Origin of the sequence: Lacinutrix sp., assembly GCF_029238095.1 — a bacterium.
Lineage (GTDB): Bacteria > Bacteroidota > Bacteroidia > Flavobacteriales > Flavobacteriaceae > Lacinutrix.
Window position 1 is genome coordinate 18066 of sequence record NZ_JAQWGS010000010.1, and the last position, 24259, is coordinate 42324.

Below are 24259 nucleotides of genomic sequence, written 5' to 3' on the forward strand. Positions count from 1 at the left end.
ACCGAAGATTTATTTAATAAATTTAAAGACAACTTATATATTGGTGATTTAGTACAAATTTTTGATCTAAAAGTTAATACTAATTCTGGATATCTAATAAAACCTCCATCTCCAATAATAATTAGAATAATTGAGTAAAAAGATTTCGTTTTTTACTCTGCAAATTCACTAAACAATCTCCATTTTCTTCAATAGAAAACTAGCGTTCATATTCTGGCAAATGCCTTTTTTAAAGGTATAATCGAAATACAACTCGTTATCTATAATTTGCGCATCGAAATAGTAGTTTTTAACTTCCTCAAGTTCTTTTTCTATTTCACACAAGCTTAAATCGTGAGTAGCAATAATTCCTGTTGCATTAGTCGCTACCAATTTTTCTACAAATTTTCTTGAACCAATGGCCTTATCTCTGCTGTTAGTACCTTTTAAAATTTCGTCAAGAATAATAAAATAATTATCGTTGGCAATGGCATCGACTATATATTTTAAACGCGTTAATTCGCTAAAAAAGTAAGAACTATCATCTGTTAACGAGTCGCTTGTTCGCATACTTGTTATGAGTTTTACAGGTACGTATTCGCTAGATTTTGCACAGACTGGCAAACCTACATTCGCCATAACAATATGTAAAGAAACAGTTCTTAAAAACGTACTTTTTCCTGCCATATTTGCTCCTGTAACTATAAAAAATTGTTCGTTATCTGTAGTAAAATCGTTGTCAATACGTTTCTCTGTTTTTAATAATGGATGTCCTAATGCAGTAACTTTTGTTTGCTTACCTTGTTCTAAAACCTTTGGATATATATAGTGTTTATGGTTAAAGGCATAATTTCCTAAACTGTTATAAGCATCGAAAAAAGTGACAACTTTAAACCAATCGTTCACCTTATTATTGTAAGTTTCAATCCATTGTTCTATTATAAAGCTGTTTTTTATATCTGTTAGAAAATAACCATTCCCAAAAATTGCTGAAATTAAATTATTTCTGTTATCTAAGGCGTCCATAGCTTTAGATAAATCGGTTAAAATAGCCGACGCTTTTTTACCTTCTAACTGAATTTCCTTTTGCTTTTCAATTAATAATTCTGAACTAAAAGTTTCATTTTCAATTGCATTTAGTAGTTGTGCGTACTGCCTAAAGGTATCACGTATTTTATCTGTGTTAGCAGCTAAATCGTTTATTTTTTTTAAATATTTACCAGTAATTGCCAAACCTATTAACAGCCAATACCCAAAAAATGATATTGAAATTATTTTAGTAATTCCTAAAACAAGAAGCGTAATTGAAATAATAGAAAAGATTAATGGTAGCCGTTTTAAAGCCTTTGGTAAAAAGGATTGGTGCTGGTGTAACCATTTTATAATTTGATCTGGTTTAGTCTCAACCTTTATTAAGTTAGCTTTTGCTTGAAACTGTTGTCTCCATTCTGGCTTTGTTGATAGTTCTTTAATAGCTTCTTGTCTTTTTTCGATATTTAAAATAGCATTAGCCTTTAAAGCATTAGACAATGCAAGCGCTCCAATTTTTGTGGCTGTTCTATCTACAAATTGAAAAAAAGAACCACGACCAAACAAATCAATATCTAAAGCATAATTATGCTGAGGATCATGAAATTCTAGACCTTCGGTTTTATAAAAAAAATCTCCAGAACCAATTTTTAGTTCTTCTTCATTTATTGCAACTAAAGCTTTTTTAAAGTTGTATTCTGCTTTTAAAGCCGTGTATTTTGATAGTAAATACAAAAATAAAACAATACCTAATAAAGCAAAGCCAACAGCTAATTGCCAATTACTAATTGTAAAATAAACTCCTACAGCAGTAGCAATAAAAACCAAAAGTCTAATAGTGCTTAATCCTGTAAGTTGTTTATATAATTTTGAAACCTCAGCTTTGTAAGTTTCGAGTTGTTGCAGATAGTATTTAAAAGAGTCTTGCATTAGTTTTATAACTCTAAAGTATCAAGTTGTATAAACACTTGAATGATAGTTTCTACTGCATCTTGATAAAACTGATTGTCTATACGCTCGAAATCGTCTGTAGGTTTATGGTAATCTTCATGATCTGCAACACCAAAGTATATAAAAGGTATCTCTGCTTTATGGAAAGCAGCATGATCGCTTGAATTGGTCCAGTTGTCACCATCTCCTATACCTTCATGACCAATTAATAAATCTACTTTCCCTAAATCTTTAAAGTTTTCAATGGTTGGTTTTAAGTGTGGGTTATAACGCGTTCCAACTGCGAAGAGTTCGTTCTTTTCGCTTCTACTAATCATGTCCATATTTAAATTTAAAACAATATTTCTTTGTTGAATGGTATTGTCTTTTACAAAATGATAAGCGCCTTTTAAGCCTAACTCTTCTGCATCAAAGGCTGCCAAAATTACATTGTATTTAGGCGGATTGAGTTTAAGATACTGAGCAAAAGCAATTAATGCGCTTATACCAGAAGCGTCATCATCTGCTCCATTATATATTTTACCATTTTTTACACCTTCGTGATCGTAATGTGCAGATAAAACAAAATACTTGTTGGTATTCCCAGTTCCTTTTATTTCACCTAGAATATTTACTGCATTATAGTTTCCAAATGTAAAGTGTTGCTCAAAATCTCCACCTAGCGGTTTAACTCCTTCTTCTTTAAAGGCATTTATAATATATGTTTTAGCTTTTTCTGCTCCTTTAGTTCCTGTTCTTCTGCCTTCAAAAGCATCAGAAGATAGAGTTTTAATATTGTTTAACAGGTCTTTGGTAGAATAGGAATACTCTATCGAAACTGTTTTGTTTTCTTCCTTTTTTTGTGCCTCTGTAGTTTGCGTTTTACAACTTACAAACGCTGTACAAATTACTAAAGCATATAATAAATATGTTTTGTTCATTTTTAAAAATTTTAAGTAAATCTAATAAAAAACCCAAGCATAAGCTTAGGTCCTTTTTATTATTAAATAGACTTTAGTTATTTATTATCCTTTTAAACTTGCTGCTAAATACTCACGATTCATACGTGCAATATTTTCTAAAGAAATACCTTTTGGGCATTCTACTTCACAAGCTCCTGTATTAGTACAATTACCAAAACCTTCGTCGTCCATTTGTTTTACCATATTTAAAACACGGTCGGTTGCTTCTATTTTACCTTGTGGTAATAAGGCAAACTGAGAAACTTTTGCTCCTACAAACAACATTGCCGATGAGTTTTTACAGCTTGCTACACAAGCTCCACAGCCAATACAAGTTGCTGCTGAGAAGGCTTCATCTGCATCTTCTTTATTTATAGGAATTGCATTTGCATCTATAGTGTTTCCTGAAGTATTCACCGAAATAAATCCTCCAGCATGTTGTATACGATCGAAAGCTGATCTGTCTACAACTAAATCTTTAATTACAGGAAATGCTTTTGCTCTAAATGGCTCTATAAAAATAGTATCTCCATCTTTAAACATACGCATGTGTAATTGACAAGTTGTTATGCCTCTGTCTGGTCCATGAGCTTCTCCATTAATATATAGAGAACAAGAACCACAAATGCCTTCACGACAATCGTGATCGAATGCTACTGGCTCATCTCCTTTTTCTATTAGTTCGTTATTTAAAATGTCTAACATTTCAAGAAAAGACATATCTGGTGACACATCGCTGATTTGATAATCAACCATTTTCCCTTTATCGTTAGCGTTTGCTTGACGCCAAATTTTTAACGTTAAATTCATAGCTTTTCTTATTTATAACTTCTTTCTTTTACCTTAATATTATCGTATTCTAATGCTTCTTGATGAAGTACTGCGTCTTTAGGTTCTCCTTTATATTCCCATGCCGAAACATATTGAAATTCTTTACGACGAACAGCTTCTCCTTCTGGTGTTTGATACTCATCTCTAAAATGACCTCCTGCAGATTCTTCACGCTGCAAAGCATCTTTTGCAAATAATTCTCCTAATTCTAGAAAGTCTGCTACACGACCTGCTTTTGCTAATTCTTCATTAAACTCGTTAGCAGTTCCAGGTACACGAACGTCTTTCCAGAATTCTGCTCTAAGTTCTGAAATTTCAGTAATTGCAGATTTTAAATCTTTTTCGTTTCTAGCCATACCACATTTGTTCCACATAATTTTTCCTAATTTCTTATGGAAATAATCTACAGAATGTGACCCATTATTATTGATTAAATGATCAATGTTTTTTCTAACTTCTGCTTCGGCTTCTTCAAACTCTTTTGTGTCTGTTGAAATTGGACCTGTACGAATATCATCAGCTAAATAATCTCCAATAGTATATGGTAATACAAAATAACCATCTGCTAAACCTTGCATTAAAGCAGAAGCTCCTAAACGGTTAGCACCATGATCGGAGAAGTTTGCTTCTCCAATTGCATATAGTCCTGGAACAGTGGTCATTAAATTGTAATCTACCCAAACGCCACCCATTGTGTAGTGCACTGCTGGATAAATCATCATTGGTGTTTCGTATGGATTTTCATCTACAATCTTCTCATACATTTGGAATAAGTTTCCATATTTAGTTTTAACAATTTCTTGTCCTAATTTTCTAACTAAAACATCATCATTTTCATCTAAACCTTTAACGTGTGCTTGTTCTTTTCCATAACGCATAAAAGCTGAAGCAAAATCTAAATATACTGCTTCTCCTGTTGCATTTACACCAAAACCAGCATCGCAACGTTCTTTTGCTGCACGAGAGGCTACATCACGAGGTACTAAATTTCCAAAGGCAGGATATCTACGCTCTAAGTAGTAATCTCTATCTTCTTCTTTTATTTGCGTAGGCTTTAATGTTTTATTACGAATAGCCTCGACATCTTTTTTATGTTTTGGAACCCAAATACGTCCGTCGTTACGTAAAGACTCAGACATTAAGGTTAGTTTAGACTGATGGTCTCCAGAAACAGGAATACAAGTTGGGTGAATTTGTGTGTAACAAGGGTTTGCAAAGTAAGCACCACGTTTGTGTGCTTTCCAAGCAGCTGTTACGTTACTTCCCATAGCATTAGTAGATAAGAAAAACACGTTACCATAACCTCCTGTTCCTAAAACAACAGCGTGGGCTGAGTGTCTTTCTATTTCACCATTGATTAGATTTCGAGTAATGATACCTCTCGCTTTACCATCGACCTTAACAACGTCAAGCATTTCATGACGATTGTACATTTTAATTTTTCCACGTCCTATTTGACGGTTCATTGCAGAATAGGCACCTAATAATAATTGCTGTCCTGTTTGTCCTGCTGCGTAAAAAGTTCTTGAAACCAAAACACCACCAAACGAACGGTTATCTAATAATCCACCATATTCTCTTGCAAAAGGAACACCTTGTGCAACACATTGGTCGATAATATTAGTAGAAACCTCAGCTAAACGATACACGTTTGCTTCTCGTGAACGGTAATCGCCTCCTTTTACAGTATCGTAGAACAATCTGTAAGTAGAGTCTCCATCACCTTGATAGTTTTTTGCTGCATTAATTCCACCTTGTGCTGCAATAGAATGCGCACGTCTTGGAGAATCTTGAAAACAAAATGCTTTTACATTATATCCAAGCTCTGCTAAAGTAGCAGCTGCAGATCCACCAGCTAATCCTGTTCCTACAACAATAACATCTATGTTACGCTTGTTTGCTGGATTTACTAAATCGATATTATTTTTATAATTTGTCCATTTGTCTGCAATTGGACCTTGAGGTATTTTAGAATCTAAAGCCATAAATCTCTCTGTGTATTAATGATTAAAATAGTGAAATAACGCAATAAAAATGAATCCTAATGGAACTCCAATTGCATAAACTTTACTAAACCCTTTTAATCCTTTAGTATATTTGTTATTTGCTCCAACCGATTGGAATGCTGAGTTGAAACCGTGTAATAAATGTAATGCTAAGAATACAAATGATATAACATATAGTGCAACTCTCCAACCGTCAACAAATTTATGTTGTAAGTGCTCTAAGTATCTGTAACCACTATCTGCATTGTTTGGGTCTATAAGGCCTGACATATCACCTTCTATAAACTTGATGTTTATTTCTGGAAACCAAAAATCATAAAAATGTAATGCCATAAATCCTAAGATTGCAAGACCACTCCAAATCATGTTTCTACTCATCCAAGTAGAATTTGCACCACCATTGTTTTTAGCATAGCTGATTTGTCTTGCTTTATTATTTTTAATTTCTAGAACAAATCCCATTACAAAATGGAAAATAACGCCAAAAATTAGCACTGGTTGTAGTAGATACTGAATAACCCAAAATGTTCCCATAAAATGAGATACATCGTTAAAGGTGTCTCCATCTAAAACAGAAAGCAAGTTAATAGTAAAATGCTGAAGTAAGAATACCATAAGAAAGAGTGCCGAAAGTGCCATCGCAAACTTTCTTCCTATTGAAGAATTTAAAATTCCGCTCATTGTTTTTGTAGTTAAAGTATAGTTACTACAAAGATAAGGCTCAATGGATATTGAAACAAATTTTAACTATTATTTATGCTATTTAGAATGGGTATAAGTTAAAAGTTAAACCTAGCAATTATTTAATAAATATAATTTGCTTAATTAGATACACTAGGAATTAAACCACGAAGTCCCATATCTACAACTTGCTCTCCAGCAGCTGGCTCGTATTTCCCATCGTTGTTAACTTCTGTCCACTCAAAACTATTGTTTATAGAAAACGATAAAACCACTTCAATATCATCTGTCTCATTTCCTGTAATAATAAATGGTGTAGAAAATTCTCCTGTTACCACACAAGAGCCTTGAGGAATTGGAGATGAATTAAATAATGGATTAGGAACTGTTGTAGCGCCTTCTGGCGCTTGACCTTGAGAAGTAAAGCCTAAGGCTTCAAAAGCCCAAAAGCCTTGTAATTTATTATCGTTTACATTAAATGTGCTACCGTTTATGTTAAAAGAAGTAATATAATTATTGAAGCCAACAAAACTACCTAGAGTTCCAGTAATTTCATTTCCATTTGCAATAAGATTTATACCTCCTTCTTGATAGGCAAGAGATATACGAACCCATTCGTAATTTCCTGCCGCAACATCGCTTAATGGAATGGTTACAAACGTTTGGTTATTTCCGGCAAACTGCGCATTTTCAAAATCTATTGCAATGCTTCCTCCTTGTGTAGTTTCTGCGCCTTGATAGAGTATTTCGCCTTGACCTAATGCAGTAAAAGCAGAAGGTGCAAGCTCTATATAATTAGCACTCATTCTAGAAACAACTGGAGATTGAGCTGCGTTTCCTACAGGAATTGTAGAAGGTTGCCCAATATTATTTAATCGCTCTTGATTTGGATCGAATTTAAATTTAATGATAAGATTAGCTTCAGAATTATTTACAACGGTTTCATTTTCATCACTACTACACGACACCAAAAAAACAGCAACTGAAAGTAAAGTCAATATTATATTTTTCATTTTGAATATGTTTTTTATAAAACTATATAACGCTATTTTTATAAAAGTATTATTCTACTTCTAAACTAGTAGTTACTCCATTAATATAAATTAAGTATTCTCCTTTTGGTAAATAATATTTGTTGTTTTTAGCTTTATTAATGTCTATTTTAGTGTTCTCTTTTAAAAGCTTCTTTCTTCCTTTTTCTGTTATCGACAAATCATAATCAACATAATTAAAACCTAAATCTGCATTAGCTACTATGGTTTTTAAGACTGTGTTTTTATCACTTCTAATTTCAATAATCTTCTTTTCTGCTGTATTAGCAAAAAACTTAATTTGTGTTGAGGGTTCGTAAGGTTTCATCCATTTACTCCAGCTATTTCCCCAACGACTACTTGCTCTAATTTTATTGATATTAAATAAAGTTACGGCTTCGTTCATTAAACCAGTATTCATTTTTTGTAATGGCTCCACATTTGTTTTGTAGATACTTCTTCCGTGCGTTCCTAGTAACAAATCGTTACTTGCTTCTTGCAACACCATATCGTGTACTGCAACAGCAGGTAAGTTCTTAGAGAAAGCTTCCCACATTTCTCCATTATTAAACGACACATAAGCGCCATTATCTGTGCCTAAGTATAAGATGTCTTTATTTACATGATCTTCTCGAATAACATTTACTGGAGCATTTGGGATATTAGAATTAATAGTGGTCCAAGTTTCTCCATAATCTTCAGACATATAGACATAACTAGTAAAATCATCAAATCGATAACCATTTAATGTTGCATAAACACGCTCTTTTTTATGCTTTGATGCCACTACTCTAGTCAACCATAAATCTTTTGGTAAGTCTGCTGTTATGTTTTCCCAACTGCCACCTCCATTTTTAGTAAGTTGCACATTTCCATCATCTGTACCAATATAAATTAAACCAAAATCGAAAGGCGATTCGCTAATGGTTGTTAATGTTCCATAGGCTACATTTCCTTTTTTACCTCCTTGTGTTAAGTCTGGTGAAATGGCTTTCCAAGTGTCGCCTTTATCCATAGAACGCATTAATTTATTACCTCCTAAGTATAAAATGTCTTGATTGTGCCTAGATAAATGAATAGGTGTTTGCCAATTAAAACGATATGGAGTTTCGCCTAATTCATGTTTTGGTTGAATATATTTTTGCGCTCCTGTCTCTCTATTAATTCTGTAATAATTTCCAAACTGGTAACCAGTATACACTATGTCTGAATTGCGATTATCAATTTCAATTTGCATACCATCGCCACCCATTATACTTTTCCATGGATACTCGCCATTTTGATGCCAAGCTTTATTTTCTGGAGCATTATGAGCACCAACCCAAACACCATTATCTTGCAAACCTCCATACACTCTATATGGTTTTTGGTTATCTACATTTATAGCATAAAATTGCCCTACTGCTGGAGTATTGTTTTTTATCCAGCTTTCTCCATCGTCGTATGTAATATTTACGCCTCCATCGTTTCCATTAATTAAATGATTTGTGTTTTTTGGATTAATCCATAACGCGTGATGGTCTGCATGCACATTTTCTGCACTTATAGACGTAAATGTTTTTCCGCCATCTTTTGACTTTATTATTGGTACACCATAAACATATATGTGATCTTGATTATCTGGAGCCACATGAATGTGTCCAAAATAATAACCGTAGCTATAGTATAAATCGTCTAAATAATCTTCATGAGTTTTGTTCCAGGTTTGCCCACCATCTGTACTTTTATAAACCTCAGCACCAATAACTGGTGTATCGAACAGCATAGAATTTGCATCTTCAAGATAGTGAGCCAAATCAATTGGTTTTACATTTCCGCTACGAACCATTTGTTTTACGTTTTCGGCTCTGTATTTTTCTTGAAATCCATTAGTTTTTAAAAATCCGTTAAGTTTTTTATCATCTAGATCTAAAAAGACTTGAGTACTCATCGTTTTAAAGTGGTCTTTTTTAAGCCCTCTAGTTTGTTCTTTTTCTCCTTCTAAAGGTCTTCTAAATTGGCTATCATGAATAGCATAAACAATATTATCATCGTAAATTGCCAATCCTATTCTACCCACACCTTCACCTATTGGAAAACCACTAGCATCGGTAGATACTTTAGTCCAAGTTTCTCCAGCATCAACACTTTTATAAATGGAAGAATTGTTTCCACTACCATCAAAATTCCATGCTTTTCTGTCTTTAGTCCAAGACGATGCAAACATAACATTATAGTTATTTGGTGCATGTTGCACATCTATAATACCACTAACATTATCTACAAATAGTGTTTTGCTCCATGTTTTACCACCATCTTTTGTTTTATAGATGCCTCTATCCTCACTTTTAGAATATAAAGCTCCTGTAACACCAACCACAACTTCGTCTCCATTGTTTGGGTTTATTAAAATACGTCCAACATGCTGCGAATTTGGCAAACCTACATGTTCCCATGATTCGCCATTATTGGTCGATTTTAACATACCTATTCCAGAATAGGAAGAACGCGAGGCGTTGTTTTCTCCTGTTCCTACCCAAATAGTTCTAGTTTTCCAGTCTACAGCAATATCACCAACATTCTGGGTTTGAGAGCTGTCTAGAATTGGCATAAAAGTGGTTCCGTTATTTGTAGTGTGCCAAAGTCCTCCTGAGGCATAACCAACATAAAATTCTGTTGAATTTTCCGGGTTTACCGCTAAATCCACAACTCGACCACTCATTACCGTTGGTCCAATATTTTGAAAAGGAACATTTTTAACTAAAGACTCTTGTTGTCGTTTCGTTTTTTTCTGAAGACTTTCTTCAACCTTATTAGAATTTAATGTGGCTTGTTGGGCTTCAGTATTTAGAATAGCTAAAAAACAGAATGCAAGAAAAATTTTGAATTTCATGTAGATAATATTTAAGACCTTGAAGGTAAGTATTCTGTTAAATATGAGCAAAACTGAAATGCTTTTTAGTAATAAAATGTTATTTTTACGACTCAGAGATTTTTTAACTTCACTAAAAAAAATACTATTATTAATAAAATTTCCATTGCTAATGGAAATAAAAATAAATTCCTCAATGAAATACCACAAAATAGATTCTTCTCTTTTTATTAAAAACCGTAAAAATTTTATGGCTCATATGCAACCTAATAGCATTGCTGTATTTAACTCTAACGATATTTATCCTATAAGTGCAGATAGTACAATGCCTTTTGAGCAACATAGAGATATCTTTTATTTAAGTGGTGTGGATCAAGAAGAAAGTATTTTAATACTATATCCAGATTCTCCAAACCCAAAAAATCGTGAAGTCTTATTTTTAAAAGAAACAAACGAACATATTGCTGTTTGGGAAGGCGAAAAACTAACCAAAGACGCTGCTTTTGAAACTAGCGGAATTAAAACTGTGTATTGGCTACAGGACAAAGAAAAGTTGCTATTTGAAATGATGACTCAAGCTGAAACCGTTTACATTAATACTAATGAGCATTATCGTGCAAACATAGAAACAGAAACTCGCGAAGACCGTTTTACAAAATGGTTAAAAAATAAATATCCTGCACATCGCGTTGCAAAAAGCAATCCAATTTTACAACGTTTACGCTCTGTTAAAGATAAACTAGAATTAGACTTAATACAAAACGCTTGTAATATTACAGAAAAAGGATTTAGACGTGTTTTAGAATTTGTAAAACCTGGCGTTTGGGAATTTGATATTGAAGCAGAATTTATGCATGAATTTTTAAGAAACCGCTCTAAAAAATTCGCTTATACTCCAATTGTTGCTTCAGGAAATAACGCTAACGTGTTACATTATATAGAAAACAACCAACAGTGTAAAGCTGGTGATTTAATATTGCTTGATGTTGGTGCAGAATATGCAAATTATTCTAGCGACATGTCGCGTACTATTCCTGTTTCTGGGAGATTTACAAAAAGACAAAAGGAAGTTTACAATGCTGTAAACAGAGTTAAAAACGACGCTACAAAACTATTAGTTCCAGGAGCGCTATGGGCAGAATACCATAAAGAAGTTGGTAAATTAATGACAAGCGAATTATTAGGCTTAAGCTTAATAGATAAGGCAGATGTTAAAAACGAGAATCCAGATTGGCCTGCTTACAAAAAGTATTTTATGCATGGCACAAGCCATCATATGGGATTAGACACGCATGATTATGGTTTATTACATGAACCTATAAAAGAAAATATGGTGTTTACTGTAGAGCCTGGAATTTATATTCCAGATGAAGGTTTTGGTATTAGATTAGAAGACGATGTCGTTGTGCAGAAAAGTGGAGAGCCTTTTAATTTAATGCGAAATATCCCAATTGAAGCTGATGAGATTGAGGCATTAATGAATAAATCTTAACTTTAACAAAGAGACTGTTCTTAAAAACTATTTTTATGCTTTCTAATTTTAATAAGCTTGTTTTAGTTATTTTTTCGACTCTGTGTTTCTCTTTTCATTCGGAAGCTCAATCTCAACCAGAAAGATTTATAGATGCTTCTTTAGGTTTTGGAGATAGCTTCCCATTTGATGAAGTTGATATTATGGGTTCCGGTTTCTATGCAGAAGGAGAGTATGTGCTGCGTTATTCTAAATGGATTGATTTTAGACCTTATGCTGGACTAATATTAGCAACTTCTAATGATAGTGATGCACAATTAGCACAATTTGGTTTTAAGTCTACTGCACAAGCTTTTATGGTTGGTGGAAAGGTTAGGCTTACTTTTCCTATTCCTTGGATCGCTCCTTATTTAGAAGGTGGACTAGGTGCTTCTTTAGGTTCTTTTGAGACTATTACTCCTTTTACCAATGTAAAGAAAAGCGGTTTAACTCCTCATATTCCAATAAGTATAGGTTTAAAGATTGGTCGCAAACATAGATTTGATTTTTCATTCTCATATTATTTTCATCCATCTGCCGAACAGTTTACAGGTTCTGCTGCGTTTGGTTTTTCTTTTCCATTGAGTCAAAACCAAACAAAAAAGGTGTAGATTAAGACTTGAGGGTGTTTTGTGAAAAAATGAAACTTCGTTTTAACGATAGATAAAAATATTGTCTTGCTATTCTTAATTATAGCATCGTTTTTTTTGTAGTAATCGTTTTAATATTTAATACTACAAATGTTAATATTGCTGGTAAAAGCCATCCTAAATTTTGATTAGCAAATGGAATAAGTGCTTTTAGACTCGTTAAACTTCCTTTTGGCAATAAAAATACTAAAAAAATCTGGAATACTAAATATAAAAGTTACCAAAGCAACACCTTTAAAAACAGTTGAGGAAGCATATTTTTGTGGTATTACATTTAATATAATAAGGATTATAGTTATTGGATAAATAAACATTAACGCTGGTAAGGCTACAACAATAATATAACTTACATCAAACTGTCCAACAAAAACACCTATTAAGCAAGAAATAACAGCTGTAATAGTATAAACTATTTGTGAATTTTTAAATAGGCCTTTAAAAAAATCTGCTGTACCAACAATAACAGAAACTGCTGTAGTAAAACAGGCTAATGCTATTAATACGCTTAAAAACACATTGCCTATGTTTCCTAAAGTTTTTATGCTTAAACTAGTTAATAATTCTGGTCTAGAAATGGAAGCTTCAAATTCGGTATTATGTAATGCTCCAACTGCAATCATTCCTGTATATATTAAAAATAATCCAATGGCAGCTACTAAACCTGATTTTGCAATGATTGCTTTTTTATCTTCAAATGAAATACCTCCTTCAAGATTTAATGATATAATAACAACACCTCCAATTAAAACACCTCCAAGTGCATCATACGTTTGGTAGCCTTCAAGTAATCCTGCTATTATAGCTGGAGAGTCTAAAACTGATGGGTTCATACTCTCTGGTGAAGTAAAAAGTCCAATACCTATTATTGCTAAAAGAATTAAAACTATTAAAGGCGTAAGAAACTTACCTAGTATACTTAATATTTTGTCCCTTTTCATGATAAATATGAAAGCAATTCCAAAATAAAGAGTACTCGTTAATAAAGAGGATGAATTAAAGAATGGCTGAATAGCCATTTCATGAGTTACAGCAGCTGTTCTAGGTATAGGTAAGGTAATAGCAATTATATAAACACATAAACAATACACTAAACTAAATAAAGGAGACACTTTGCTACCAAAGTCTAACATAGTGCCTTGCAATCTTGCATGACCAAATAATGCTAGCAATGGTATTATAATTGCAGATGCTATAAAACCAAGCGTTACAAGCCACCAGTCTGGTCCAGAATTAAAACCTAGTTGTGGTGGCAATATTAAGTTACCTGCACCAAAATAACTGGCGAATATGGCAAAACCAATTATTAATATTGTTTTTCTATTATTCATTTCTGAAAAATTATCTTTGCCAAGATACTAATTTCAATCTATGTCGTTTTTCCACAAGTTTAAAAATTTAAAGATTCATTACACAGACCAAGGCTCTGGAAAAGCCATTGTTTTACTACATGGTTTTTTAGAAGATTTATCTATGTGGAATATTATTGTTCCTGAATTGTCTAAAAAAAATAGAGTTATTTGTATCGATTTATTAGGTCATGGTAAAACAGGTTCCATAGGCTACGTTCATAAAATGGAAGATATGGCTGAAGCCGTAAATTCCGTTTTAAAACATTTAAAACTTCGTAAATACATTCTTATTGGACACTCCATGGGTGGTTATGTGGCTTTAGCTTTTGCAAAACGACACACTGAAAGTATTAAAGGTTTATGCTTATTAAATTCTACTTATGAAGCTGATGACAATGAGAGAAAGCAATTAAGAATTCGTGCAAATAAAATGGTACAAACCAATTACGAAAATATGGTTCGCATGAGTTTTGCTAATCTTTTTAGTGAAGAAAGCAAACTAAAACAGACTGAAGCTTATAATACTGCATTACAAATTGCTTTAAAAACTCCTCTTCAAGGTTATATGGCTGCTAACGAAGGCATGATGCAACGTGTAGATTATTCAACTTTCTTTGCAAAAGCTACCTTTAAAAAAATGGTATTATTAGGACAAAAAGACACTATTTTAAATTCAGAAAACATCCTAAAGTATACAAAATTGCATAGTATTGAAACCCATGTTTTTAGTGAAGGACACATGAGTCATATAGAAAATAGTAAGGCATTTATTACAAAAACAATGCGTTTCGTCGAAAAAACATAACTTTTAATCGGTTTTTTGTTTTTTATACTTAAGTTTAACTAATCAATAGTCCCAACTATTTTAAATAAAAAACCTATGTCTGTATATTGTAATATTTTTGGTCATCGATTTGAAGTTTCTAAAAAAGTAACATACCACGTTAGTGAATACAAATGCGATAATTGCAGTAAAGAATTAACTACCAATAGTGATGGTGGATTAATAGAACTTACTCCTAAATTTAGAGAAATAAACTCTATTTTATTCAGAATATACAGTAAAAGACAAGCTAGACAAATAAGAAAAGAATTACATAAAGCCTACAAAATATCTTCTTAACTCTCAAAGTTTTTCCAACCTTGAGCTTGTAACGGAATTTTTGTTTCTGCTCTGGTTACTAGATTTGCTCCAGAATTTTCATCTGTCATAAAACCAATTACAGTGAAATTTGGATTTGCTTTTATTTTTGGAAAATCGTCTTGAGAAATAGTCATTAACAATTCGTAATCTTCGCCACCATTTAGTACAACAGTAGTACTGTCTATATTAAACTCTTCACAACTAGAAATAACCTGAGGATCTAAAGGCAGTTTATCCTCATATACATCACAACCCACTTTACTAGCTTTACAGATGTGTAGAATTTCAGAAGATAAACCATCGCTTATATCTATCATTGCAGTTGGTTTTACATTTAAGTCTTTTAAGAGTTTAATAATATCTTTTCTTGCTTCCGGTTTTAATTGACGCTCCATTATGTATGTATAAGCATCTAAATCTGGTTGATTATTTGGGTTTACTTTAAACACTTCTTTTTCACGCTCTAAAATTTGAAGTCCCATGTAAGCTGCTCCTAGATCTCCAGAAACCACTAATAAATCGTTTGGTTTTGCGCCTTTTCTATAGACAACATCATCTGCATTAACTACTCCAATTGCAGTAATAGAAATTAGTAATCCAGAAGTAGAAGATGTAGTATCTCCTCCAACAACATCTACATTATAAATTTTTGATGCCAACGCTATACCTTCATACAAAGCTTCTAATGCTTCTAATGGAAAACGATTTGAAACAGCTATAGAAACTGTAATTTGAGTTGCTTCTGCATTCATTGCATAAACATCAGATAGATTGACTATGACAGATTTATAGCCTAAATGTTTTAAGGGCACATAACTTAAATCAAAGTGCACACCTTCAACCAACATATCTGTTGTAACTACAATTTGTTTCTTTTTAAAATCTAAAACAGCAGCATCATCACCTATGCTTTTAATGGTCGAGCTTTGTTTTATTTCAAATTGCTCAGTTAAGTGTTCTATTAACCCAAACTCTCCTAGTTTGCTTAATGGAGTTCTTGATTGATTTTTATCTTCTATCATATTGCAAAAATAAGAAGTTGAAACACAAATTAAGCAAAATTATTTTTTAATTATTTGATTTATAAAAACAATTAAGGTGATTAAAATTACAAGCTTTAGTGATTTCAAAAGAATGGATGAAGGTATTCAATCCGATATTAAGAAATATATAAAAAAACATAAAGTAGAATACTAGCATTTTAACAGTAAAACTGAATATTATATAGTTTTTTTAATTAATTTTGTTGGTGCCCTAATTATTAATAAACCTCATGTTTAAAAATTACTTTTTAGCAGTATTGCTATCATTTTCTTTTCTTAACGTTACAAATGCTCAAACTCCATGCGAATCCGGAATGGCAGGCATTTATCCTTGTAATGACTATGACTTAATGTCTAGAATCCCAATATCGACTTTAGCAACCTCATTAGGTAATCCTGAAGGTAGCGATGTTTGGGGATGGACAGATTCATTAGATGGAAAAGAATATGCCATTATTGGCACAACAAATAGTACTGCATTTGTTGATGTTACAAATCCTGTAAATCCTATTTTTTTAGGACGCATAGAAACAGCAAATGGAAACACTTCTTTTTGGAGAGACGTAAAAGTATATAATAATCATGCGTTTATAGTTGCAGATATTATTGGAAATCATGGTATGCAAGTTTTTGATTTAACCATTTTAAGAAATGGTGTAGATCCAGATTTAACTTTCGATGGTAATCAAGTATTAAGATATCAAGGTGATGGTGGTCCTGGAGATTTAGTGATTGGGAGTTGCCATAATATTGTAATTAATGAATCTGAAGGTGTTGCTTACCTCGTAGGCTGTAATTCGGCAAATGGAGGAGGTCCTATTTTTGTAGATATTACAAATCCTGCTAATCCAACTGTTCTTGGCGATTATACATTAGGTGGTTATTCTCACGATGCGCAAGTTGTTACTTATACTGGACCAGATACAGATTATTACGATCCAGCAAATGGAATTACTAATAGACAAATATATATTGGAAGTAATGGGAATTCAGATAAAGTAGTAATTTTAGATGTAACTGATAAGTCTAATGTAGTCCCAATTAATGCTTTCGATTATCCTCAAATTTCATATGCACATCAAGGGTGGTTTACAGAAGATCAACGTTATTTTATTTTAGGAGATGAAGTAGATGAACAAAGTTTTGGTAATAATTCTAGGACTTTAATTTTCGATTTTCAAGATCTTAATGCAGATTTTGATCTTGATGTAAATATGGATCAAATACCAGATTTAATAAACATCTACTCAGGACCAACTGCTGCAATTGACCATAATGGATATGTAAAAAACAACACGTTTTATTTAGCTAACTATAGAGCTGGAATGCGAGTTCTAGATGTCCCAACACTTATCTCAGCTAACAATTCATCTTCCGAAATTGGTTTTTTTGACACTTTCCCAAGTAGTAATGGAGCAAGTTTTAATGGTGCTTGGAGTATTTATCCTTATTTCTCAAGCGGAAATATTATAATTAGTGATATAGAAAGAGGGATGTTTATTGTAAGAAAAAGTGGCACACTTAATACAATTGAGTTTACTCAATCTTCTAGTTTTTCATTATCGCCAAACCCAACAACATCTATTTCTACATTAAAAAGTAATAACGACAACTCAATAATAACTGTAGAAATATATAATATTATAGGACAAAGGGTATTTAATAAAGGCAATATAAATAAACAAGAATTCGTTTTACCTACAAAAGATTATAACTCTGGAGTTTATTTAGTTAAGATAAATAATTCTTTAACTAAGAAACTGGTTATAAAATAAAAATTACAGAAAATGAAAAAAACAATAAAAATTGCATCACTTCTAATAATTTGTTTCACATTAAGTGTTGTAATTCAAGGTTGTCAGGATGAACCTGTAAGCATTGCAACTTTTGTAGATACTGATAACGATGGTATAAATGATGACTTAGATAACTGTCCATTAATAGCAAATCCAGACCAAGCAGATGCTAACAACAATGGTTTAGGTGATGTATGTGACAATCAACCTCTTTCACCTTGTGAAAATGGAATGGCAGGAATATATCCATGTAATGGAATAGATCTATTAGCTGTTATAGACGCACAAACTTTAGGAGGAAGTGCTAGTGTGGAAGGTAGTGATATTTGGGGATGGACAGACCCAACTAATGGTAAAGAATATGCATTAGTAGCATTAACAAATAGTACTGCGTTTGTAGATGTTACTAATCCTATAAATCCAGTATTTTTAGGAAGATTAGACACAAATGCAGGAACAAGTTTTTGGAGAGATGTAAAAGTTTATAATAACCATGCCTTTATTGTTGCCGATAATGTTGGTGCACATGGTATGCAGGTTTTTGATTTAACAAGATTAAGAACTGTAGCAAATCCTCCAGAAACTTTTAATGCAGATGCTGTATATAATGGTGTTGGAAGTTGTCATAATATTGTAATAAACGAGAGTGAAGGCGTAGCTTATTTAGTAGGTTGTTCTTCAACTAATGGTGGTGGCCCAATTTTTGTTGATATATCTAATCCAACAAATCCCACTTTTATAGACGATTATACAGCTGGAGGATACTCTCATGATGCTCAAGTAGTAACTTATAATGGGCCAGACTCAGACTATACAGGAAAACAAATATATGTTGGTAGTAATGGTAATACAGACAAAGTTGTTATTTTAGATGTCACAGATAAATCTAATGTTATTCCAATTAGTGACTTTACCTACCCACAAACAGCTTATGCACATCAAGGTTGGTTTACAGAAGATCAAGCATATTTTATTTTAGGAGATGAAGTAGACGAACAAAGTTTTGGTTTTAATACAAAAACATTAGTTTTCGATTTTACAGATTTGGATAATCCTATATTATCGTCAACCTATACTGGTGAGACAGCTGCAATAGACCATAACGGTTATGTTAAAGGAAACGAATATTATCTCGCTAACTACAGAGCTGGTTTAAGAATACTAGATATCACAAATATTTCTGCTTCTAATAATGCAATGACAGAAATTGCATTTTTTGATACTTTTCCAAACAGTAACAGTGATAATTTTAATGGTCTTTGGAGTGTTTATCCTTATTTTGCTAGTGGTAATATCATTTTAAGTGATATTGAAGGTGGTCTTTTTATTGTAAGAAAAAGTAATTAAATGAATCAAAAAAGACACATACTAATTTATTTACTAGTTATAGTTACTGCTTTAAGTTGTAAAAATGATGATGATAATATTACACTTAACAATCCATCAGCAATAGGAATACTAGAATCTGTTAATACATTTGGTGGTTCAAAAAATGATAGTGCACAAGAAGTTGTAAGCACGAGCGATGGTGGTTATGCTGTGCTTGGTTTTACACAAAGTATGGATGGAGATATTCTAGATAAACAAAACGAAAGTTTCGATTTTTGGGTACTAAAATTCAATGCAGAAAATGAAATAGAATGGAATAAAACGTTCGGAGGTACAGCAGATGATAAAGGGAGCGATATTATTCAAACTACAGATGGTGGTTTTGCAATTCTAGGTTCAAGTTTTAGTAACGACGAAGACGTTTCTGGAAATCAAGGTCAAAATGATTATTGGTTAGCTAAACTAGACGCTTCAGGTAATATTTTATGGCAAAAATCTTACGGTTATCAAGGTGCAGATTATGGTATATCTGTCATACAAACAAGTGACTCTGGATACTTAGTAACTGGAGTTTTAGATGTCACTGCATCTAATGGAGAAGGGAATACATCTAGAACCAGTAATAGACATGCAGGTGGAGATTATTGGGCAATAAAGTTAGACGCTTCTGGAACTATAGAATGGAGTAAATATTATGGTGGTTTATTTACAGATACACCTGAAGGAATTGTTGAAACAGATGATAACGAATTTATTATTGTTGGTGGTTCAGATAGTATGGATACAGATATCTCAAGCAACATTGGTTCTTACGATTTTTGGGTTGTAAAAATTTCTAATACAGGAGCAATAGTTTGGGAAAAATCTTTTGGAGGAGATGAAATTGATGAAGCTTGGTCAATTACAAAATCTAACGATGGTAATTTTATTATTGCTGGAGATACTAGAAGTAACAATGTAGACGTCTCTAATAATATTGGAGCTGCAGATTTATGGTTAATTAAAATTTCAACTAACGGAGAATTACTTTGGGAAAAATCTATTGGTGGAACAAGTTTCGATGTCGCTAGAGATATAACTCCTACTCAAGATGGAGGCTTTTTAGTTGCTGGCAGCTCAAGAAGTAACGATGTAGATGTCTCAGAAAATAAAGGACAAAATGATGCATGGGCAGTTAAAATAGACAGCAACGGTTCTATTGAATGGGAAAAATCTGTGGGAGGAACAAATATAGATTTTGCCTATGGAATAGTAGAATTAAATAATAAAAAAGTGGTAGTCGTTGGTGATACAACAAGTAACGACGAAGATATAATTCAAAACAAAGGTTTTACAGATTTATTGATAATTAACATTGAATAAAAACAGAATATAATGAAACAGATTTTTGCTTTATTAATGTGTGTTGCTTTAGCATTAACTTCATGTGGTGAAGATATGGATGACAACGCTCTTTCAAATGCAAACATAAACTTTAAATTTTCGCATACTTGGGATAACACATTAATAAATAGTTCTAATTTAACGACCCAAACGTTAACTAATGAAAATGGCGAAAATATTAACATAACTCGTATAAGATATCTTATTTCTAAACTACAATTAGTAAATAGTTCTGGAACAACTTTTACTTTCGATGGTTATAAATTTACAGATTTAGAGAACGAAGACACCTATAATTTTACACCAGAAAACAACTCTATTCCTACAGGAACCTATACTTTAAAATTTGTTTGGGGATTTAATGAAGAAGATAATATAGATGGTGCCTATTTAGATTTAAATAGTGCTTCTTGGAATTGGCCTACTATGTTAGGTGGTGGCTACCATTTTCTTCAATTTGATGGCATGTACAATGTAGACACAACACCAAGTCCATTTAATTATCATAATGGAACAGCAAGAGTAAGTGTTGGTAATTTTGAGCAAAACTTTGCTATCATTGAATTAGAAACACCACTAAACATAACAAAAAATGCAACAATTAATGTAAATATGAATATTTCAGAATTCTTTAAAAACCCAAACACATGGGATTTAAATGTTCTAGACACACCACTAATGCCAAATTATAATGCGCAAAAAATGATGCAAGAAAATGTAATGAGCGTATTTAATGTAGAAGGAATTACCCAATAAAAATGAAAAACTGGATTGCATATTTATTATTAATCGTTTCCGTTTTAGCTTGTTCTAAAGAAAATGCCTCAGATACAGAAACGTATGAACCTACTCCATTACCTCTTAATATTCCGCAAATTTTTTCAAATAATATCATTCCACCAGTAATACCAAATAACAACCCACAGACGGTTGAAGGTGTTGCTTTAGGAAAAAAACTGTTTTTCGATAAAACCCTTTCTGCAAATCAAACAATAGCGTGTGCAAGTTGCCACGCACCACAAAACGCATTTACAGATAACACTCCAACAAGCGATGGCATAGATGGTATTTTTGGTACTAGAAACTCAATGCCTTTATTTAATTTAGCATGGAATTATGGAGAACGTTTTACTTGGGACGGAAAAGAACTTAGTCTAGAGCGTCAAGCCATAGAACCTGTACAAAATCCAATTGAAATGCATAGCGATTGGGATGATGTAGTCGATAGATTGCAAGTAGACAACGACTATCCAGAATTATTTCGTTTAGCATTTAAAACTAGCACGATAACTAAAGAATTAACAACAAAAGCAATAGCTCAATTTGAACGAACACTTATATCTGCAAACTCAAAATTCGATAGATTTTCTCTGGGACAAGCAACATTAACACCACAAGAACAAAATGGTTTAAACGTATTCATGGATGAAGAAAAAGGAGACTGCTTTCATTGCCATGGAAACCCAAATAACCCATTATGGACAGATAATGTTTTTCATAATAATGGTTTAGATGCCACATTTACAGACCTTGGCTTAGGTGGAGTAACAGGTGATCCAAGCGACAATGGGAAATTTAGAAGCCCATCACTTAGAAATTTAGCGTACACTGCTCCATATATGCACAATGGTAGATTTGCAACATTAGATCAAGTAATAGAATTTTACAGCACTGGATTACAACAGTCTCCCACTATAGATGCTTTAATGAAAAAAGTAGACCAAGGAGGCGTTAATCTATCTGCTCAAGATAAAGCAGATTTAAAAGCCTTCCTGCTAACGCTATCAGACCCTTCTTTTCTTTCTAATCCTGGTTTTCAAGACTAAATATTTTAAAACTTATTTTGTATAAGTAATACCTATTAAACCATATGCTAATATAATGTTAGCACTCATTGTTAAAAGCGACTAATATTGTATATTTGCACTCTATTTAGAGTAAATCTATATAAGATTATGATAAAAGTTTCTGAAACAGCAAAAAAGAAAGTCGTTGAATTAATGAAAGACGACGGTTTTAATCCTACAAAAGATTTTGTTCGTGTTGGAGTTAAAAGTGGTGGATGCTCTGGTTTATCTTATGACCTAAAATTTGATAAAGATCAAAAAGAAGAGGATAAAATTTTTGAAGATAATGGTGTAAAAATCATTATAGATAAAAAAAGTTTTTTATACCTTATAGGTACAACATTAGAATATTCTGGTGGATTAAATGGCACAGGTTTCGTGTTTAATAATCCAAACGCTAACCGAACTTGTGGTTGTGGAGAAAGTTTCTCATTATAAAAATTGAAAGAACACATTATGTCGAAATATACAGAAGACGATTTAAGAGAAGAACTTAAAACTAAAGAATACGAATATGGTTTTTATACAGATATTGAGTCTGATACATTTCCTATTGGATTAAACGAAGATATTGTTCGTGCCATTTCAAAGAAAAAGGAAGAGCCAGAATGGATGACAGAGTGGAGACTTGAAGCCTTTAAAGTTTGGAAATCTATGGAAGAGCCTAATTGGGCAAACGTAAATTATAAAAAACCAGACTTTCAATCTATTGCATATTATTCTGCCCCAAAAACCATAGATCCTAATAAGACACTAGACGATGTAGATCCAGATTTGCTAGCCATGTATAAAAAGTTAGGAATCTCTGTCGACGAACAAAAGAAAATGAATAATGTAGCTATGGATATTGTTGTAGATTCTGTTTCTGTAGCAACAACATTTAAAAAAACATTAGGAGAAAAAGGGATTATTTTTATGCCTATTTCTGAGGCTATTCAAGAACATCCCGAACTTGTTAAAAAATACATTGGTACCATTGTGCCAACAAAAGACAATTTCTATGCAGCCTTAAATAGTGCTGTATTTAGTGATGGCTCTTTTTGCTACATTCCAAAAGGTGTAAAATGCCCAATGGAATTATCTACTTATTTTAGAATAAACCAAGGTGGAACAGGACAATTTGAACGCACACTAGTAATTGCAGACGAAGGTAGTTATGTTTCTTATCTAGAAGGTTGTACTGCACCAAGTCGTGATGAAAACCAATTACACGCTGCTGTAGTAGAGCTTATTGCTCTTGACGATGCCGAAATAAAATACTCAACGGTTCAAAACTGGTATCCTGGAAACGATAAAGGTGTTGGAGGCGTTTACAACTTTGTAACCAAAAGAGGTCTGTGCGAGAAAAATGCAAAAATTTCTTGGACACAGGTAGAAACTGGAAGCGCAGTAACCTGGAAATATCCAAGTTGTGTATTAAAAGGAGATAATTCTGTAGGAGAGTTTTATTCTATTGCAGTAACAAATAATTACCAACAAGCAGATACTGGAACTAAAATGATTCATTTGGGAAAAAACACCAAATCAACCATTATTTCTAAAGGTATTTCTGCTGGAAAATCTCAAAACTCATATAGAGGTTTAGTACAAGTTAGCTCTCGAGCAGATAATGCTCGTAATTTCTCTCAGTGCGATAGTTTGTTAATGGGTAACGAGTGTGGTGCACACACCTTTCCTTACATAGAAGCAAAAAACAAAAGCGCCATGATTGAGCACGAGGCCACCACAAGTAAAATTGGCGAAGACCAAATTTTTTATTGTAACCAACGTGGTATCGATACAGAAAAAGCAATTGCTTTAATTGTTAATGGCTTTAGTAAAGAAGTACTAAATAAATTACCAATGGAGTTTGCTGTAGAAGCACAAAAACTATTAGAAATTAGCCTTGAGGGCTCAGTAGGATAAACC

Annotated in this window: 20 protein-coding genes; 11 read left to right on the forward strand and 9 right to left on the reverse strand. The window is 32.7% G+C overall.

Features of this window, described 5'->3' with window-relative positions:
* Positions 1-168: 168 nt before the first annotated feature.
* The 7 genes from P8H50_RS03155 to P8H50_RS03185 form a co-directional block, all read right to left on the reverse strand.
* Positions 169-1938, reverse strand: coding sequence for a DNA mismatch repair protein MutS (locus tag P8H50_RS03155; RefSeq protein ID WP_300205516.1), 1770 nt, complete (start codon positions 1936-1938; stop codon positions 169-171).
* 5 nt (positions 1939-1943) lie between these two features.
* Positions 1944-2879: a M28 family peptidase gene (locus P8H50_RS03160; protein WP_300205517.1), complete on the reverse strand. Its 936-nt coding sequence runs from the start codon at positions 2877-2879 to the stop codon at positions 1944-1946.
* 84 nt (positions 2880-2963) lie between these two features.
* Positions 2964-3710, reverse strand: coding sequence for a succinate dehydrogenase/fumarate reductase iron-sulfur subunit (locus P8H50_RS03165; RefSeq protein WP_300205519.1), 747 nt, complete (start codon positions 3708-3710; stop codon positions 2964-2966).
* An 8-nt stretch (positions 3711-3718) separates the two neighbouring features.
* Complete coding sequence (locus P8H50_RS03170; RefSeq protein ID WP_300205521.1) at positions 3719-5716, reverse strand: fumarate reductase/succinate dehydrogenase flavoprotein subunit; 1998 nt, start codon at positions 5714-5716, stop codon at positions 3719-3721.
* Between the two features lie 15 nt (positions 5717-5731).
* On the reverse strand, positions 5732-6418 hold the full coding sequence (locus P8H50_RS03175; RefSeq protein WP_300205523.1) for a succinate dehydrogenase cytochrome b subunit: 687 nt from the start codon (positions 6416-6418) through the stop codon (positions 5732-5734).
* Positions 6419-6558: 140 nt separating this feature from the next.
* A complete protein-coding gene (locus P8H50_RS03180; protein WP_300205525.1) occupies positions 6559-7431 on the reverse strand; it encodes a hypothetical protein in 873 nt (290 codons plus the stop codon).
* 49 nt (positions 7432-7480) lie between these two features.
* On the reverse strand, positions 7481-10321 hold the full coding sequence (locus P8H50_RS03185; RefSeq protein WP_300205527.1) for a sialidase family protein: 2841 nt from the start codon (positions 10319-10321) through the stop codon (positions 7481-7483).
* A gap of 175 nt (positions 10322-10496) precedes the next feature.
* Between P8H50_RS03185 and P8H50_RS03190 the strand changes: the two genes are divergently transcribed.
* Positions 10497-11792 carry an aminopeptidase P family protein gene (locus tag P8H50_RS03190; protein ID WP_300205529.1) on the forward strand — a complete coding sequence of 432 codons (1296 nt, stop codon included), beginning with the start codon at positions 10497-10499 and terminating at the stop codon, positions 11790-11792.
* Between the two features lie 35 nt (positions 11793-11827).
* Complete coding sequence (locus tag P8H50_RS03195; RefSeq protein WP_300205532.1) at positions 11828-12421, forward strand: hypothetical protein; 594 nt, start codon at positions 11828-11830, stop codon at positions 12419-12421.
* A 167-nt stretch (positions 12422-12588) separates the two neighbouring features.
* Here P8H50_RS03195 and P8H50_RS03200 read toward each other — a convergent pair whose 3' ends face one another.
* Positions 12589-13788: a branched-chain amino acid transport system II carrier protein gene (locus tag P8H50_RS03200; protein WP_366900951.1), complete on the reverse strand. Its 1200-nt coding sequence runs from the start codon at positions 13786-13788 to the stop codon at positions 12589-12591.
* A gap of 40 nt (positions 13789-13828) precedes the next feature.
* Between P8H50_RS03200 and P8H50_RS03205 the strand changes: the two genes are divergently transcribed.
* Positions 13829-14614, forward strand: coding sequence for an alpha/beta hydrolase (locus tag P8H50_RS03205; RefSeq protein ID WP_300205534.1), 786 nt, complete (start codon positions 13829-13831; stop codon positions 14612-14614).
* Between the two features lie 75 nt (positions 14615-14689).
* The gene (locus P8H50_RS03210; RefSeq protein WP_300205536.1) at positions 14690-14932 is read left to right on the forward strand and encodes a hypothetical protein; all 243 of its coding nucleotides are present in this window, start codon (positions 14690-14692) and stop codon (positions 14930-14932) included.
* Here P8H50_RS03210 and thiL read toward each other — a convergent pair.
* Positions 14929-15975: a thiamine-phosphate kinase gene (thiL, locus tag P8H50_RS03215; protein ID WP_300205538.1), complete on the reverse strand. Its 1047-nt coding sequence runs from the start codon at positions 15973-15975 to the stop codon at positions 14929-14931. The genes P8H50_RS03210 and thiL overlap by 4 nt on opposite strands.
* A gap of 251 nt (positions 15976-16226) precedes the next feature.
* Between thiL and P8H50_RS03220 the strand changes: the two genes are divergently transcribed.
* From P8H50_RS03220 to sufB, 7 genes are all read left to right on the forward strand, one after another.
* On the forward strand, positions 16227-17771 hold the full coding sequence (locus P8H50_RS03220; protein ID WP_300205540.1) for a choice-of-anchor B family protein: 1545 nt from the start codon (positions 16227-16229) through the stop codon (positions 17769-17771).
* Positions 17772-17783: 12 nt separating this feature from the next.
* Complete coding sequence (locus tag P8H50_RS03225; RefSeq protein ID WP_300205542.1) at positions 17784-19139, forward strand: choice-of-anchor B family protein; 1356 nt, start codon at positions 17784-17786, stop codon at positions 19137-19139.
* Positions 19140-20483 carry a hypothetical protein gene (locus tag P8H50_RS03230; protein WP_300205544.1) on the forward strand — a complete coding sequence of 448 codons (1344 nt, stop codon included), beginning with the start codon at positions 19140-19142 and terminating at the stop codon, positions 20481-20483.
* A gap of 12 nt (positions 20484-20495) precedes the next feature.
* On the forward strand, positions 20496-21260 hold the full coding sequence (locus P8H50_RS03235) for an MbnP family protein (RefSeq protein WP_300205546.1): 765 nt from the start codon (positions 20496-20498) through the stop codon (positions 21258-21260).
* A gap of 2 nt (positions 21261-21262) precedes the next feature.
* Entirely contained in the window at positions 21263-22330 is a 1068-nt protein-coding gene (locus P8H50_RS03240) for a cytochrome c peroxidase (protein ID WP_300205548.1), read from the forward strand.
* Between the two features lie 129 nt (positions 22331-22459).
* A complete protein-coding gene (locus P8H50_RS03245) occupies positions 22460-22789 on the forward strand; it encodes an iron-sulfur cluster assembly accessory protein (protein WP_300205550.1) in 330 nt (109 codons plus the stop codon).
* Between the two features lie 18 nt (positions 22790-22807).
* The gene (gene sufB, locus P8H50_RS03250) at positions 22808-24256 is read left to right on the forward strand and encodes a Fe-S cluster assembly protein SufB (RefSeq protein ID WP_300205552.1); all 1449 of its coding nucleotides are present in this window, start codon (positions 22808-22810) and stop codon (positions 24254-24256) included.
* Positions 24257-24259: the final 3 nt, after the last annotated feature.

What these genes read in the sequence shown, in the direction of transcription:
- P8H50_RS03165 (WP_300205519.1), bottom strand. Translation starts at nt 3,710, where the DNA reads ATGAATTTAACGTTAAAAATTTGGCGTCAAGCAAACGCTAACGATAAA.
- P8H50_RS03155 (WP_300205516.1), bottom strand. Translation starts at nt 1,938, where the DNA reads ATGCAAGACTCTTTTAAATACTATCTGCAACAACTCGAAACTTACAAA.
- P8H50_RS03175 (WP_300205523.1), bottom strand. Translation starts at nt 6,418, where the DNA reads ATGAGCGGAATTTTAAATTCTTCAATAGGAAGAAAGTTTGCGATGGCA.
- P8H50_RS03185 (WP_300205527.1), bottom strand. Translation starts at nt 10,321, where the DNA reads ATGAAATTCAAAATTTTTCTTGCATTCTGTTTTTTAGCTATTCTAAAT.
- P8H50_RS03240 (WP_300205548.1), top strand. Translation starts at nt 21,263, where the DNA reads ATGAAAAACTGGATTGCATATTTATTATTAATCGTTTCCGTTTTAGCT.
- P8H50_RS03195 (WP_300205532.1), top strand. Translation starts at nt 11,828, where the DNA reads ATGCTTTCTAATTTTAATAAGCTTGTTTTAGTTATTTTTTCGACTCTG.
- P8H50_RS03170 (WP_300205521.1), bottom strand. Translation starts at nt 5,716, where the DNA reads ATGGCTTTAGATTCTAAAATACCTCAAGGTCCAATTGCAGACAAATGG.
- thiL (WP_300205538.1), bottom strand. Translation starts at nt 15,975, where the DNA reads ATGATAGAAGATAAAAATCAATCAAGAACTCCATTAAGCAAACTAGGA.
- P8H50_RS03200 (WP_366900951.1), bottom strand. Translation starts at nt 13,788, where the DNA reads ATGAATAATAGAAAAACAATATTAATAATTGGTTTTGCCATATTCGCC.
- P8H50_RS03160 (WP_300205517.1), bottom strand. Translation starts at nt 2,879, where the DNA reads ATGAACAAAACATATTTATTATATGCTTTAGTAATTTGTACAGCGTTT.
- P8H50_RS03205 (WP_300205534.1), top strand. Translation starts at nt 13,829, where the DNA reads ATGTCGTTTTTCCACAAGTTTAAAAATTTAAAGATTCATTACACAGAC.
- sufB (WP_300205552.1), top strand. Translation starts at nt 22,808, where the DNA reads ATGTCGAAATATACAGAAGACGATTTAAGAGAAGAACTTAAAACTAAA.
- P8H50_RS03245 (WP_300205550.1), top strand. Translation starts at nt 22,460, where the DNA reads ATGATAAAAGTTTCTGAAACAGCAAAAAAGAAAGTCGTTGAATTAATG.
- P8H50_RS03225 (WP_300205542.1), top strand. Translation starts at nt 17,784, where the DNA reads ATGAAAAAAACAATAAAAATTGCATCACTTCTAATAATTTGTTTCACA.
- P8H50_RS03180 (WP_300205525.1), bottom strand. Translation starts at nt 7,431, where the DNA reads ATGAAAAATATAATATTGACTTTACTTTCAGTTGCTGTTTTTTTGGTG.
- P8H50_RS03220 (WP_300205540.1), top strand. Translation starts at nt 16,227, where the DNA reads ATGTTTAAAAATTACTTTTTAGCAGTATTGCTATCATTTTCTTTTCTT.
- P8H50_RS03235 (WP_300205546.1), top strand. Translation starts at nt 20,496, where the DNA reads ATGAAACAGATTTTTGCTTTATTAATGTGTGTTGCTTTAGCATTAACT.
- P8H50_RS03190 (WP_300205529.1), top strand. Translation starts at nt 10,497, where the DNA reads ATGAAATACCACAAAATAGATTCTTCTCTTTTTATTAAAAACCGTAAA.
- P8H50_RS03230 (WP_300205544.1), top strand. Translation starts at nt 19,140, where the DNA reads ATGAATCAAAAAAGACACATACTAATTTATTTACTAGTTATAGTTACT.
- P8H50_RS03210 (WP_300205536.1), top strand. Translation starts at nt 14,690, where the DNA reads ATGTCTGTATATTGTAATATTTTTGGTCATCGATTTGAAGTTTCTAAA.